This is a genomic window from Curtobacterium sp. S6 (assembly GCF_000710345.2).
Taxonomy (GTDB): Bacteria; Actinomycetota; Actinomycetes; order Actinomycetales; family Micrococcaceae; genus Rothia.
On the sequence record NZ_JHEL01000015.1, the window covers coordinates 1017361 to 1031248 of the forward strand.

Consider the following 13888-nt stretch of genomic DNA (forward strand, 5'->3'; position numbering starts at 1 on the left):
ATATTCGCGGCCCCGGGTAACCACCTGACGACCCGACTGTGATGAGTAACACTGGCGAGAAGAGATAGGGTCACGGAATAACTAAGTGTTCGTATGTAATTCGCCGAAAGGGTAATCCTGACCCTTTCTCACGATACGTGACTCACACGAACATATGCGGTAGTCACGGCCTAGGAACCCAGGCCCACCCAATCCACGGAGCCATCCGCCAGGTACTGCTCTTTCCAGATCGGCACCTCGGCCTTGATCGAGTCCGCGAGGTCCTCGCACGCGGAGAAAGCCGCCCCGCGGTGGGCGGCCGCGGCCACCACGGTGAGGGCCGATTCGCCGATCTCCAGGGGACCGATCCGATGAACAGCCCACACGCGGGCGTCGGGGTGGCGCGAGGCCACGGCGTCCGCGGTGCGGCGCATGAAGTCGGCCACGCGGGGGTGCGCCGTGTAGGTGAGGCCCGTGACGTCCCGGCCGCCGTCGTGGTCCCTTACGATGCCATCGAAGACCACCAGGGCACCCATCGCGGGGGTCATCGTGGCCGAGCGGGCCTCCGCGAGGAGGGGCTCCAGCGGGTCGGAGACCACGTCGACACGCACCACGCGGCCCGTCTCCCGCTGGACACGTTCCGGGTCACCCGGGGAATGGCTAGTGGTCATGGTAATCCTCCAGTTGGCGCAGAATGTGCTCGTAGATTCCGTCGAGTACCTCCAGGCCGTCTTTGACCCCGCCCCGCGAGCCCGGGAGGGTCACGACGAAGGTCTTCCCGATCACCCCGGCAACACCCCGCGACAAGACGGCCGCGGGAGTCGAGGCCATCCCCCGCGTCCAGAGGGCGTGCATGATCCCGGGGATTTGCCGATCGAGGTGCGGCGCGACCGCCTCAACCGTGCGATCGTCGCTGTTCAGACCGGTGCCCCCACTCGTGATGATGAAGTCGGGGCGCGTCCCGGGATGCTCGATCACTCGCGCAAAAGTTTCCTCGATGGCTCGGTCCTCCACCACGAGGGCGTCGGGGGTCTCGAACCCCACCCCGCGCAACCACTCAACCGCTATCGGCCCCGAACGATCCTCGTATACTCCCCGGGCCGCCCGGGTCGACGCGACGATCACCAGGCCGGTCTTCCCTCGGGCGGTGCTCATGACCGATCGTCCAAACGCCAATCTCCGGATTTTCCTCCGGATTTCGCGACCACATGGATTTCCTCCATGATCGCGTGCTGATCCACGGCCTTGATCATGTCGTAGAGGGCCAACAGCGCGGTGTTGACCGCGGTCAGGGCCTCCATCTCGACGCCGGTCACGCCCGTGGTCTTCACGGTCGCCTCGACCCGAATGCCCGCCTCCAGTCGGTGAAAATCCAGGGTGATTTTTCCCAGCGGCAAGGGATGGCACAGGGGGATGATCTCCGAGGTGCGCTTTGCCCCCATGATTCCGGCCACCCGCGCGACCGGCAGCGCGTCGCCCTTCGGGAGGTCGGCCGCGTAGACCAGTTCGACGACGTCCGGCCGGGTCCGCAGCGTCCCCACCGCGGTGGCCTGCCTGGTCGTCACGGCCTTGCCGGTGACATCGACCATATGCGCGGAGCCATCGGCCCGCACGTGCGTCAATTCTGTGGGTTCATCGGTCATGGTGTATCTCCTGATGCTGAGGTGTGGATTCGATCGGCATCGCGGCGGGACGAAGGGCATGAACGGTCACGGCCTCTCCGCCGGCCAGCCGGGCTCCGGGCGCGATCTCGATCAGGCAGTCCGCCCCTGCGGTCTGCGCCAGCAGGTGGGACCCCGGGCCTCCCACAAAACTCGCCGTGCGTTGGGGCCCGTCCCAGCCAAGCCTGCCGCGCCGATACTGCGTTTTCTCCTCCAGGCCGGAGGCGGGACCGTGCAGGATGGCCATCCCGGTCTCCGGCTCCCGGCTGCCCCACACGCGAGCGGCGGCCGGCGCGAGGACCATCCGGAACGAGACCATCGTGCTCACTGGATTACCCGGCAGGCACACCACGGGGACACCCTCGAGGTCCCCGTATCCCTGGGGCCCTCCCGGTTGCTGGCTGACGTGACCGAACCACGCCGAGGCGCTGTTCCCGATGACCTGCCGGATCACCTCGAAGGCTCCGTGGCTGATTCCACCCGACGTGACGACAAGATCGGGGCGATGATCCCGCACGGCCTGCCGCATTCTGTCCTCGGCCTCGGCAGGCCGGTCGCCCGTCAGGACTCGCCCGACCGGCTCGAGCCCGTAGTCGCGGCACAGCGCCTCGAGCATGGGGCCGTTGGCGTCGTAGATGCGCGATGAACCGAGCACGTCGCCACCGGTTTCGGTGCCGTCTCCGGATCCCACGATTTCTTCTCCGCCCGTGCACACCACGACGCGCGGACGACCTCGCACCATGACCTCGCGGTGCCCGAGGCCGGCCAACACGGCCAGCAGATGCGGGGAGACGACCTGCCCCGCCCGAAGAACCGTGTCGCCGCCGCGGATATCGGATCCGGCCAACCGCAGAAATTGGCCCGCCGGGGCCGGCGGAACAATCACGTCGGCCCCGGGCCTGCCGAATTCCGGGGGTTCGCAGCGCTCAACCGGAACCACGGCCCCGGTTCCCTCGGGGATCTTGGCCCCCGTCATGATGGGGCAGGCGGTGCCCTCCGGCAATCCGCCGGGGTACAGCTCACCGGGGTCTGCCCCGGCCGCGACGGTCGGGCCGATGCGGAACCGCCGGTCCGCCCGGGACGCGTCGGGCGACGTCAGCGCGAATCCGTCCATCTGTGAGTTGTCGAATCGGGGCGAGTCGGCGGGGGCTGCGACGTCGTCGGAGAGGATCCGCCCGAGCGCCCCGGGGTCCACGGCCACGGCCTCACGGCCCACGGACGCGCCGAAGGACCGCCAGTGATCGATCACGGATTCACGGTGCTGCTTCGGCGTTCGGGGGCCGGCGCCCTCGTCGTTGTGCGGTTCGGACATCGAATTCCCTAACGTTGGCGGAGATTACCGAGCCATCGGGCGAGCACCAGCAGGGCCACGACCACGATGTACAAGGCCAAGAGCATGATGCAGCTTCCCAGCGCGGCGTCGACGTCGTCGGAGGAGAGGCCCAGCTCGATGTTGAGCGGAATGGTGCGGGTGATGCCATCGATATTGCCCGCGAAGGTGATGGTGGCGCCGAATTCACCGAGCGCCCGCGCAAAACTCAGCACGGCCGCGGTAACCAGCCCGGGCGCCGCGAGCGGCAACAGCACCTTACGCACGATCTCCCCGCGGCGAGCGCCCTCGGTCGCGGCGATCTCTTCGAATCGACCCGGAATCGATGACAGCGCGGTCACCGCCGTGGAGACGAAAAAAGGCAACGAGACGAAGACCTGGGCGAGGACCACGGCCCACGAGGTGAAGGACACACTCAGCCCGCCCGAGGCCATGATCTTCCCCAGGAGCCCGTTGCGGCCCCAGAAAAACATGAGCGCCAGACCGGAGACGACCGGCGAGAGGACGAGCGGGGCATAGACGATGAAGGCGATTCCGCCACCCAGAACGGGCACGAGCGACGATCCGCGGGCGCCGCGTCGTTCGCTGTGTCGGCGCGCCCATTGGGACAGGAGCAAGGAGAGGGGAAGGCCCACGACCACGCACACGATCGTGGCGACGATCGCCGTGCTCAGGGACAGCTTGAGCGAAGAAACCGCCGACGGAGCCGTCAACAACTCCTGGGCCCGGTCCCACGGAATCTTGACGATCAGGCCGACGAGCGGCCCCACCACCAGGAGAAGAGCTATTCCCGCCGGGACGAACATCCACGGCGGGAACGCGTAGTTGCGATTACTGACCCGAGCCAAAACCGTACTTCTTGAGGATCTGCTGGGCGTCATCCGAGGTGAGCCACTTGTAAAAGTCCTTGACCTCCGAGCGATCCTTTCCGGAGCTCGTCATGGCCGCCGGATACTTATTCTTCGGGATGCCCTTGAGCTCGATCGCGGTGACGTCCTTGCCGCTGTTCTTCAGGTTCAGGGCGTCGGTCGAGTAAATGAATCCGGCGTCGACCTCACCTTGGCTGACCTTGGTGGATACCGCGGAGACGTTGGCTTCCTGGCTGGCCTGGTTCAGGTGGACACCGGCCGCGTCCACGGCGTTCTGAGCCAGGGTCCCGCAGGGCACCTCGGGGGCGCACACCGCGACGGGATGGTCGGCCGCATCCTGGATGCTGGAGACGTGCCCCGGGTTGCCCGGGGCGGTGACCAGCTGAAGCGTATTGCTGGCGATGATCTCGGCGTCGGGAGAGCCCTTGAACGCGTCGATCTTGGTGGCTTTATCCATGTTGGCCTGATCGGCCGAGATGAAGAGATCCGCGGAGGCTCCCTCGCGCATCTGCTGCACCAGTTTGGAAGAACCCGCGAAGTTCCAGGAGATCTTGGTCCCGGGATGGTCTTCCTCGTATTTCTTTCCGAGCTCCTCGCCGGCCTTGTTCATCGAGGCCGCGGCGAAGACCGTAACCGTTTTCTGCTGGGTCGTGTCCGAGGCGGAAGCGCCCTCGCTCGAAGCCGACTGGCCGGGCCCGGAGCTGCCGCAACCCGAGAGCGCCAGCACTCCGATGGCTAGGGTCGAGGCGCTGAGAAGACCCCAACGCGGCGCAGGTTTCCGGGCGGAACGGCTGGTTGCGTCATTCGATTGGGGACGATTCATGAAAGCACCTCCGGCGAAGGCCAAGACAAAGCTCGGCACAAGAACGATTGATAATCCCAGTGTAATAGAGGTGAATCTCACATCCGAATCGTCGGTCTCACGTGCAGGTTCTCCCATCGCGTTCGGCCGGTCGGTCCCTGCCCTCCCCGAACCGTCCGGGGGCTTCCTCTCGAGGCGCGGAGGGGTAGCGTAGCCTGAAGAGAGGCCAATACCCTCAAGAATTGGCCGTGAGGAGGACTCGTGGGACTGCTCGAAGACCGCCACGGACGCGTCGCCAACGACCTGCGCCTTTCCCTGATCGACAAGTGCAATCTCCGCTGCACCTACTGCATGCCCGCGGAAGGGCTTGACTGGCTCACCAAGAATCAGACGCTCACCGCCGACGAGGCCGTGCGCATCGCCGATATCGGAGTCCGGCTCCTGGGCATCAGGGAGGTCCGCTTCACCGGTGGCGAGCCGCTGGTCCGGCGCGACCTCGAACACATCATCGGCTCCCTGCACGAAGCCCACCCCGATCTGCCGATGTCCATCACGACCAACGGCATCGGGCTCGAGAAGCGCATCGATGGTCTCGTCGCCGCCGGCCTGCAACGCATTAACGTCTCCCTGGACACCATCTGTCCGGAGACCTTCGCCGAGATCACGCGGCGTCGCAGGCTCCCCCAGGTCCTCCAGGGGCTCGAGGGCGCCAAGGCGGCCGGTCTGCACCTGGTCAAAATCAACGCGGTGCTCATGCGAGGGATCAACGACGACCAGGCCGCCGAGCTCTTGGAGTGGTGCCTGGAGCAGGACTTCCAGCTCCGATTCATCGAGCAGATGCCCCTCGACGCCGATCACGGGTGGACCCGTGAAGGAATGATCACCGCCGAAGAAATGCGCGAGCTGCTCTCGGTGAAATACGACCTGGCACCCCACGATGAGCCTCGGGGCTCCGCGCCGGCGCAGTTGTGGGACGTCTTTCCAGCCGGCTCCGACCACGCGGCGACGACGCCGCTCGGCCAGGTCGGTATCATCGCTTCCGTGACCGAGCCGTTCTGCCAGGCGTGCAGCCGGACCCGGATCACGGCCGACGGCAAGATTCGCAGTTGCCTGTTCTCCCACCAAGAGACCGACCTGCTGACGGCGTTGCGGTCCGATGCCACGGACCAACAGATCGCCGAGATTTGGCAGGATGCCATGTGGATCAAGCCCAAGGCGCACGGCCACGACGCGGTGGGGCTCGACACCCCCGAATTCGTGCAGCCGGAACGAAGCATGAGCGCAATCGGAGGATAAGAAGCGGTGTTGACCGTCAACTATTTCGCCGCCGCCAAGGCGGCCCGCGGCGCCGAGACCGACGAGCTGGACGCCTCGGGGCTCGGTACCGATCGGGAGCCCACGGTGGGCGACGTCCTGGATCACCTGGGGGCCGTCCACACGCAAGGCCGGGCCGCCGGGAATACCTTGGCGCAGGTCTTTGGTCGATGCACCTTCCTGCTGGACGGCACGTCCTCTCGGCGGGATGCCCCCGTGGCCTCGGCCCGCCAGCTGGACATCATGCCTCCCTTCGCCGGTGGGTGAGACCGGCGTGGAATCTCGCGAGTATTTCGTCATCGTGCTCGCGGGTGGCCGGTCGTCGCGCCTGCACGACAGCGCACCGGCTCCCACCTGCGATAAGCCCCTCCTGGCGGGGCCGTCCGGAACCTTGCTGGAACGCAGCCTCCGCGAAGTGAGCCAGGCCGTGGACGTGTCGATGCATCGTTGCGTGGTCGTCGGACCGCAGGACCTGCCGGTTCCTCGCGGTGCTACCGTCACTCGCGAAGACCCGCCCTTCTCCGGCCCCGCGTCCGCGATTCGCGCCGGCCTGATCGCCATCGGCGGGCTCCTGGGCGAGACCGGAACGCGAAGCGACGCCGGTCCGTGGGTCTTCGTGACCGCCGCCGACATGCCGCAGGCCGGGCCCGGGTTCCGGGTCCTGCGCGAGGCCGCGGAGCAAGCCGACGCGGAGATCCACGCGATCATCGGCGACGAGGACGGGCGGCGCCAGCCGTTGCTTAGCGTCATGCGGTGGGGGCCCGCGGTCGAGGCCTTCGACGCCGATTCGGCGAGTGCCTCGATCCGATCGCGCCTCGGGCGGCTGCGCTGCCTCGATGTCCCGATACCGCGCGGGTCCGGCGCCGACGTCGATACCTGGGACGATGCCGTGGCCCTAGGCTTCTCCTCATCGCACGGGAGGAGCGCACCGTGAGGCGCACGTGGGATGAGGCGCGGGAAGGCCTCTATGCGACCGCCACGCGCCTCGGAGAGGCCCTCGGCACCCGTTCCGTCGGGTTGCATGATGCGATGGGGATGACGCTCGCCGAGCCCGTTTACTCCCCCATGCCCGTGCCGCACTTCGACTCGTCGGCCATGGACGGCTATGCGGTGGCCGGGCCCCCGCCCTGGCGGCTGCTATTCGCGGAGCACCGGGGATCCGGCACCGAGAACCTGCATCGACGCACGGCGGTCCTGAGCCCCCGGACGGCCTGTCCCGTGCTGACCGGCTCCGTGCTTCCCGAAGGCACCGAGGGCATCCTCCGATCGGAGCATGCCCGGCTGGAGCATGATTCCCTCACTCCGCTGCCGGGACACGAGGTGGTTCCGGGTCGGGACATGCGGCGAACCGGCGAGGAATTGCCCCGCGGGAGCGTCCTGCTTCCGGCGGGCCAACAGATGGGCCCCCGCCAAGCGGCCCATCTGGCGGCCTGCGGCGTCGACGACGTGACCGTCAAGGAGACCGTGCCCGTCAGCGTCGCGTTGACCGGCAACGAGGTCATCGAGCGCGGGGTTCCGGGGCCTGGGGAAGTTCGTGACGCCTTTGCGATGTCGCTGCCCACGATCCTTGCCGCCTGGGGTGGCACCGTGAGCGCGTGCTCTCGCCTTCACGACGACGAACCGGCGGTCCGCGACTGGGTCTCCCGCGCCCCGGGGCGGCTCGTCCTCGTGACCGGAGGTTCGGGAGGTTCGGGACAAGACTTCGCTCGGCGCGTCATCGAAGACGCCGCGGCGAACGTGATCGCGTCGTCCGTGGAGATCCGCCCGGGCCATCCGACGCTCATCGCCGAACTCGCCGACGGTCGCATCGTGCTCGGCCTGCCGGGAAACCCCCTGGCGGCCTACACGGCCCTGTATTCCTTCGCCCCCGTGGCCCTGGCGGGATTGTACGGACGACCGCTCCCACCCGTTCGACGGGCACGGATCTCCGAGGCGCTCGGGCCCCTGCGTCAACGGACCCTGAGGCTCATTCCGTGCACCCACCACGAGGATTACCTCGTGCCCCTGCCCAAGGTGCAGTCCCACATGCTCTCCGGTTTGGCCGCGGCCGAGGAGCTCGCCCTGATTCCCCGGGAAGGGGTCGAAGCCGGCGATGTGGTCAGGTCCCTCCCCCTCGGCTTCTCAACCTGATGATCAGACCTCCGGCCGGCCCGGGCTCCCGGGTTCCGGCACCCGAAGGGCCGAACGGCCCCGCCGCCCGTTAAAAGGGAGAAGGCTCCCCCACCGCGAGGTGGGAGAGCCTTCGACCAAAGAATTCCGGAAGGAATTACTTGAGGGTGATGGTCGCGCCAGCGCCCTCGAGCTGCTCCTTGGCCTTGTCGGCGTCTTCCTTGGAAGCACCTTCGAGGACGGCCTTGGGGGCGCTGTCAACGAGGTCCTTGGCTTCCTTGAGGCCGAGGGAGGTCAAGGCGCGAACTTCCTTGATCACTGCGATCTTCTTGTCGCCAGCGGACTCGAGGACGACGTCGAACTCGGTCTGCTCTTCGGCGTCAGCACCGGCGTCGCCACCGGCGGCCGGGGCGGCGGCAACTGCGGCCGGAGCGGCAGCGGTGACGTCGAAGGTCTCCTCGAAGGCCTTGACGAAGTCGGACAGCTCGATCAGGGAGAGTTCCTTGAAAGCTTCAATGAGTTCTTCGGTGGTCAGCTTAGCCATGTGTTTGGCTCCTTCTCATGTCTTGTTGCGGTGGATATCCGCAACGGATCTTGCATTCTCCTGCTCCCCAGGCTGAGGCGCAGGGCCAACGGTGTCCCGTTGATGACGTCCGGGGACGTCTTAGGCAGCGGATTCTCCACCCTGCTCCTCGACCTTCGCGCGCAGGGCCTCTGCGGTGCGAACGGTCTTGGACAGCGGTGCCTGGAACAGCGCAGCGGCCTTGGACAGCGTGCCCTTTGCGGCACCTGCAACCTTGGCCAGAAGCACCTCGCGAGATTCAAGATCCGCAAGCTTCTTGATGTCGTCCTCGTTGAGCGTCTTACCTTCGAAGTAACCGCTCTTGAGGACCAGCTGGGGGTTGTCCTTGGCGAAGTCACGCAGGCTCTTGGTCGCCTCAACCGGTTCCCCGGTGATGAAGGCGATAGCGGTGGGGCCGTTGAGATCATCGAAGTTCAGGCCTTCGATGCCGGCTTCCTTGGCCGCAATGGCGGTCAGCGTGTTCTTCACCACGGCATATTCAGCGTTCTCACCGAGTGAACGACGCAGCTCCTTGAGCTTCGCCACGGTGAGCCCACGATACTCAGTCAAAACAGCGGCATCTGAGTTGGAGAAAAGCTCCTTCAACTCCGATACAGCGGCTGCCTTTTCCGGTGTCGCCATGGTACTCCTTCCGGTCTGATTGCCGGACGCCCATGAGCCCACAAAAAAATGCCCCGCGCAGATGGCGGGGCACGATAATCCTCAACGCGCATGAGAATGCACGGAGGTTAAAGTGTCACGTTCACCTGCGCTGGCCGTTCCTTGTGGGAACTCTTATGGCGGATAAACACACCCTCACGGGCATGAGAAACCTACGACCGGCGGTCTTTGGTGTTCCCAGTAAACCACACGGAAGGGCCAAGGGCCACCCCGATACCCCAGATGCGGCGCAGCTCACGATCGGCCCCTGCAGGGATCAGCCGTCGATGCGCCGGCCGGTGGCCCCGTCGAAACGGTGAATCCGTTGCGGCGGGACGGAAACCTCGACCCGGGCCGGCGAGTCCACCGCGCCCCCGCGGCTCGACGACCACTCGGAGGACGGCACCATGGCCCGCAACCGCTGTCCGCCCTCGGTGACGTCCAGGTGCAACAGGGTCTCTTCGCCGAGGAAGGTCGCGGTGACAACCCGTGCGGCGATCCGCAGGCCGTCCCGCCCCGACCAGGGCGCGGGTGCGTCGGGGGAATCCGCCGGCTCGACGACGCAGTGTTCCGGCCGGAATCCCAGGGTCTCCCCCTGCCTGCCGTCCACGAAGTTCATCGGGACGCCGCCGAGGAATTCCCCGACGAAGCGTCCCGCCGGGCGGTTCCATAGATCCCACGGCGTGCCGACCTGTTCGAGTTTCCCGCCGTTGAGCACGGCAACGGTGTCCCCCAAGGCAAAGGCCTCGTCGAGGTGGTGGGTCACGTACATCATCGTCAGCCCGGTATCACGCTGCACCGACCGCAGATCGTCACGGATGAGGCGGGCCAACGCGGGATCGAGGTGCGCGAGCGGCTCGTCGAACAGGTAGAGGGCCACGTCCCGGACCAGTGCCCGGGCGATGCCGACCCGCTGGCGCTGGCCGCCCGATAATTGGTGAATGCGCCGGGACCCGAGTCCGCCGATCCGCATCATCTCGAGGGCATCCTCGGCCCGCTTCCGTTGGGCCGCCCTCCCCTGCCCTCCGGTCGTTCGGGATCGGGCGAGGCGCAACGGAAAGAGAACATTCTCTGCCACGGTCAGATGCGGGTAGAGCGGCGTGTCCTGAAAGGCCACGGACGAGTCCCCCAGGCGCGCGGGGCGACCATCTATGGTCACCCGACCGGCGTCTGGTCGCTCCAGGCCCGCGGCGAGACGCAGGAGAGTGGTCTTTCCTCCTCCTGAGGGCCCCACCACGGTCAGCATCCGGCCGTCTTCAACGTCGAGATCGACCCCGCTCAACACCCGCTCCGCGCCGAAGCGCTTCTCGATGCCCCGAAAACTCAGACTCACGGACACGGCTCCTCACCTTGGTACAACCCCTCCAGTCTATTCACATCCTCCCCGTCCGACGGGGCGACGACGAAAAAGCCCCGGACCCATCGTGATGATGGATCCGGGGCTCTCGCACCGAAACGGTCGCCGTGAAGCGATCCGGGTCAGTGCCTCTTACTTCTCCGCGATCGAGGGATCCACGGGGACGCCGGGGCCGAACGTGGTCGCCACGGTGATCTTCGAGATGTAGCGACCCTTCGAGGAGGACGGCTTCAAACGAACGATCTCTTCCATGGCGGCACGGAAGTTCTCTTCGAGCTGGGCGGCGTCGAAGGATGCCTTGCCGATGATGAAGTGAAGGTTGGCGTTGCGGTCGACGCGGAAGTCGATCTTGCCGCCCTTGATGTCACCGACGGCCTTGACGACGTCCATGGTCACGGTGCCGGTCTTGGGGTTCGGCATGAGGTTACGGGGACCGAGAACCTTACCGAGGCGACCGACCTTGCCCATCATGTCGGGGGTCGCGACGGCGGCGTCGAAATCGACCCAACCGTCGGCGACCTTGGCGATGAGTTCGTCGGAACCCACGAAGTCCGCGCCGGCCTCTTCGGCCGCGGCGGCCTTGTCACCCTGGGCGAAGACGACCACGCGGGCGGTCTTGCCGGTGCCGTTGGGGAGGTTCACGGTGCCGCGAACCATCTGGTCCGCCTTGCGGGGGTCAACCGAAAGACGGAGGGCAACCTCGACGGTCGCGTCGGCCTTGGAGGTGTTGACCTCCTGGGCCTTGGCGATTGCTTCGCCGACGCCGTAGAGCTTGTCCTGCTCGATCTTGGCTGCGGCTGCCTTGTACGCTTTGCTGCGCTGTGCCATCTGCTATTTCTCCTTGTGCAGTTGTGGTCTGTCGGACCGCGCGGGCCCTGCCACCGACCCACTGGTGTGGGCCTCCCGCGACGAGCGCGGGCTCATTACATTGTCTGAAGTATCGAGAATCCCCGGGGGATTACTCGACGGTGATGCCCATCGAACGGGCGGTGCCTGCGACGATCTTGGACGCTGCGTCGAGATCGTTGGCGTTGAGGTCGGGCATCTTGGTCTCGGCGATTTCGCGAACCTGGTCCATCGAGATCTTGCCGACCTTGTTGGTGTGGGGAACGCCCGAGCCCTTGGCGACGCCGGCGGCCTTTTTGATCAGGTCCGCGGCCGGAGGGGTCTTGGTGATGAAGGTGAAGGAACGGTCCTCGTAGACCGTGATTTCCACGGGGATAACGTTTCCGCGCATGGATTCCGTGGCGGCGTTGTACGCCTTGCAGAATTCCATGATGTTGACGCCGTGCTGACCGAGCGCGGGGCCGACCGGAGGTGCCGGGTTAGCGGCGCCTGCCTGGATCTGCAGCTTGATAAGGCCTGAGACCTTTTTCTTGGGAGCCAATGGAGGTCCTTTTCGTAAACGGGGCTGACCGTCGCACAGGAGTGTACGGCGGCGATGGGTCGCCGTGGCGCGGCGTCCCTGCGTGGAGGCTCGCCAAAGCTTAACGAGCACACGCGATCACCATCTTAGACCTGAGCCGCGGGGATTCTCCACCTGAAGGGAGGAATCTCACGCGTTAAAGCGACGACGCGACCCATCCCCTCGAGGGCGAGCCGCGTCGTCGCGTGTGGTCCGATCCTTAGATCTTGGTGACCTGGTTGAAGCTCAGGGTCACGGGCGTCTCGCGTTCGAACAGCGAGACCAGCACCACGAGCTGCTGAGCTTCGGGCTTGATCTCGGAGATGGTCGCCGGAAGGGTCTCGAACGGTCCCTCCTTGACGATGACCGATTCCCCGACCTCGAAGCCGACGTTGACCTGAGGCGCCACGGCCTCCGGAATGGGTTCGCCGGCGGCCTTGGCTTCCTCGGCCTGCTCCGCTTCGAAGACGGGCGCCAGCATGTCGACGACCTCGTCGAGACGCAACGGCACCGGGTTGTAGGCATCCTGCCCCACGAAGCCGGTCACGCCGGGCGTGTGGCGCACAACGCCCCACGACTCGTCGGTGAGGTTCATGCGGACCAGCACGTATCCGGGAATGCGCACGCGACGCACGGTCTTGCGCTGGCCGTTCTTGATCTCGACGACCTCTTCCATGGGGACCTGGATCTCGAAGAGATCGTCCTCCATGTTCATCGACTGCGCGCGAGTCGTCAGGTTGGTCTTGACCCTGTTCTCGTAGCCCGCGTAGGTGTGGATGACGAACCAATCGCCTTCCTGACGGCGGAGCTTGGACCGGAATTCCTGCATCGGGTCGACGTCGTCCTCGGCCTCGGCCGATTCCGCGGCGTCCTGAACGGTGTCGTCAAAGCCCTCGGAGGCATCTTCGGACGCTTCGGAGTCCTCCTGCGCGGACGTCACCAGCGCCGATTCAGTCTGCTCGAATCCGGACTGGCTGGACTGCTCCGCGGCAGCGGCCTGCTCGGCCTGTTCGGGAGAGACCTCCTCGACCGGCTGTTCGGCGGAGTTCTCGAGTTCCTGCTCGGACACTGCGTTTCCTGCTTTCTTAGGGGGTTCTCACGCCCGCGCAACCAAGCACCTGGTCGCCAGACGAGCTCGTCTGAATGTTCTGGACTTTAGCCTTGGCCGCCCGCGGGCTTCTGCCCGAAGGTGCCGTCACCGAAGAGCCAGAACGATCCCTGGCCGAAGAGGTAGTCCAGGCCGAAGATCAGCATCATCATGAAGGCCACGAAGATCAACACGATGATGACGTAGTTCACCAGTTCGCGTCGCGTGGGGCTGACGACCTTTTTCAGTTCGCCGATGACCTGCTTGAAGAATAGAAAAATACGCCCGAAGAAGCCACGCTTGGCCGTGCTGGCATCTTCCTCGGCGGCTCCCGTAGCGGCAGCTCTAGCCATTCGGTACCGCCCCTTTCTGACGTTATGGCTTGGACGTTGTGCAACGTTCTCGACTATATGCCACGAATGAGGTCTTCGTGAGGGGATGGAAATGCAGGGCAGACAGGACTCGAACCTGCAACCTGCGGTTTTGGAGACCGCTGCGCTACCAATTGCGCCACTGCCCTTCGACGGCGAACCGTCGTTCCGCCCTTTCGGCCGCCGCATCCATTCCAGGCATGCGCGATCCGCGGTGGCGAGCACCGGTCGTTTACTCTAGCGAGTTTGGCCGACCATCGCAATTTGAGGTCCCACACGGGCCGACTCGGCGGCGCGACCCGCCGTCCACAGTCCGGGAATCGGTAGGCCCGCCGCGCCCCTCCCCCATAGGATGGTGGGAGTTCGTTCCGTCGTCGACGAA

Annotated in this window: 17 protein-coding genes and 1 tRNA gene; 4 read left to right on the forward strand and 14 right to left on the reverse strand. The window is 65.9% G+C overall.

What is annotated here, in order from left to right:
• Nucleotides 1-170: 170 nt before the first annotated feature.
• From CURSPS6_RS06815 to modA, 6 genes are read right to left on the reverse strand one after another with little or no spacing between them, the layout of a single operon-like run.
• On the reverse strand, nt 171-650 hold the full coding sequence (locus CURSPS6_RS06815; RefSeq protein ID WP_030015077.1) for a molybdenum cofactor biosynthesis protein MoaE: 480 nt from the start codon (nt 648-650) through the stop codon (nt 171-173).
• Nucleotides 640-1134, reverse strand: a complete 495-nt coding sequence (locus tag CURSPS6_RS06820) for a MogA/MoaB family molybdenum cofactor biosynthesis protein (RefSeq protein WP_030015079.1) — start codon at nt 1132-1134, stop codon at nt 640-642. Before CURSPS6_RS06820 ends, CURSPS6_RS06815 begins: the two co-directional genes overlap by 11 nt.
• A complete protein-coding gene (gene moaC, locus CURSPS6_RS06825) occupies nt 1131-1622 on the reverse strand; it encodes a cyclic pyranopterin monophosphate synthase MoaC (protein ID WP_030015082.1) in 492 nt (163 codons plus the stop codon). Before moaC ends, CURSPS6_RS06820 begins: the two co-directional genes overlap by 4 nt.
• Entirely contained in the window at nt 1612-2952 is a 1341-nt protein-coding gene (locus CURSPS6_RS06830; protein ID WP_082470169.1) for a molybdopterin molybdotransferase MoeA, read from the reverse strand. The genes moaC and CURSPS6_RS06830 overlap by 11 nt, the downstream gene beginning before the upstream one ends.
• Before the next feature lie 8 nt (nt 2953-2960).
• Complete coding sequence (locus tag CURSPS6_RS06835) at nt 2961-3818, reverse strand: ABC transporter permease (RefSeq protein WP_235503687.1); 858 nt, start codon at nt 3816-3818, stop codon at nt 2961-2963.
• A complete protein-coding gene (gene modA, locus CURSPS6_RS06840) occupies nt 3802-4662 on the reverse strand; it encodes a molybdate ABC transporter substrate-binding protein (RefSeq protein WP_160319775.1) in 861 nt (286 codons plus the stop codon). Before modA ends, CURSPS6_RS06835 begins: the two co-directional genes overlap by 17 nt.
• A 240-nt stretch (nt 4663-4902) precedes the next feature.
• Here modA and moaA point away from each other — a divergent pair, with 240 nt between their 5' ends.
• From moaA to CURSPS6_RS06860, 4 genes are read left to right on the forward strand one after another with little or no spacing between them, the layout of a single operon-like run.
• Entirely contained in the window at nt 4903-5937 is a 1035-nt protein-coding gene (moaA, locus tag CURSPS6_RS06845) for a GTP 3',8-cyclase MoaA (RefSeq protein WP_030015089.1), read from the forward strand.
• A 6-nt stretch (nt 5938-5943) separates the two neighbouring features.
• Nucleotides 5944-6222: a MoaD/ThiS family protein gene (locus CURSPS6_RS06850; RefSeq protein ID WP_200910845.1), complete on the forward strand. Its 279-nt coding sequence runs from the start codon at nt 5944-5946 to the stop codon at nt 6220-6222.
• 7 nt (nt 6223-6229) lie between these two features.
• Nucleotides 6230-6889, forward strand: coding sequence for a molybdenum cofactor guanylyltransferase (mobA, locus tag CURSPS6_RS06855; protein ID WP_030015091.1), 660 nt, complete (start codon nt 6230-6232; stop codon nt 6887-6889).
• Nucleotides 6886-8085 carry a molybdopterin molybdotransferase MoeA gene (locus CURSPS6_RS06860; protein WP_035810276.1) on the forward strand — a complete coding sequence of 400 codons (1200 nt, stop codon included), beginning with the start codon at nt 6886-6888 and terminating at the stop codon, nt 8083-8085. The genes mobA and CURSPS6_RS06860 overlap by 4 nt, the downstream gene beginning before the upstream one ends.
• Before the next feature lie 136 nt (nt 8086-8221).
• Here CURSPS6_RS06860 and rplL read toward each other — a convergent pair whose 3' ends face one another.
• From rplL to CURSPS6_RS06900, 8 genes are all read right to left on the reverse strand, one after another.
• Nucleotides 8222-8608 carry a 50S ribosomal protein L7/L12 gene (rplL, locus tag CURSPS6_RS06865; protein WP_030015094.1) on the reverse strand — a complete coding sequence of 129 codons (387 nt, stop codon included), beginning with the start codon at nt 8606-8608 and terminating at the stop codon, nt 8222-8224.
• 120 nt (nt 8609-8728) lie between these two features.
• Nucleotides 8729-9268, reverse strand: a complete 540-nt coding sequence (gene rplJ, locus CURSPS6_RS06870) for a 50S ribosomal protein L10 (protein ID WP_030015095.1) — start codon at nt 9266-9268, stop codon at nt 8729-8731.
• A gap of 295 nt (nt 9269-9563) precedes the next feature.
• Nucleotides 9564-10619, reverse strand: a complete 1056-nt coding sequence (locus CURSPS6_RS06875; RefSeq protein ID WP_030015098.1) for an ABC transporter ATP-binding protein — start codon at nt 10617-10619, stop codon at nt 9564-9566.
• A 156-nt stretch (nt 10620-10775) separates the two neighbouring features.
• Nucleotides 10776-11471, reverse strand: a complete 696-nt coding sequence (gene rplA / locus CURSPS6_RS06880) for a 50S ribosomal protein L1 (protein WP_030015099.1) — start codon at nt 11469-11471, stop codon at nt 10776-10778.
• A 130-nt stretch (nt 11472-11601) separates the two neighbouring features.
• Nucleotides 11602-12030, reverse strand: coding sequence for a 50S ribosomal protein L11 (rplK, locus tag CURSPS6_RS06885; RefSeq protein ID WP_030015100.1), 429 nt, complete (start codon nt 12028-12030; stop codon nt 11602-11604).
• 238 nt (nt 12031-12268) lie between these two features.
• Nucleotides 12269-13117 (reverse strand): transcription termination/antitermination protein NusG, encoded by an 849-nt coding sequence (nusG, locus tag CURSPS6_RS06890; RefSeq protein WP_030015102.1) that lies wholly within the window; start codon nt 13115-13117, stop codon nt 12269-12271.
• An 86-nt stretch (nt 13118-13203) separates the two neighbouring features.
• Nucleotides 13204-13488 carry a preprotein translocase subunit SecE gene (gene secE / locus CURSPS6_RS06895; protein WP_030015105.1) on the reverse strand — a complete coding sequence of 95 codons (285 nt, stop codon included), beginning with the start codon at nt 13486-13488 and terminating at the stop codon, nt 13204-13206.
• A 94-nt stretch (nt 13489-13582) separates the two neighbouring features.
• Nucleotides 13583-13655: transfer RNA gene (locus CURSPS6_RS06900), tRNA-Trp, on the reverse strand.
• Nucleotides 13656-13888: the final 233 nt, after the last annotated feature.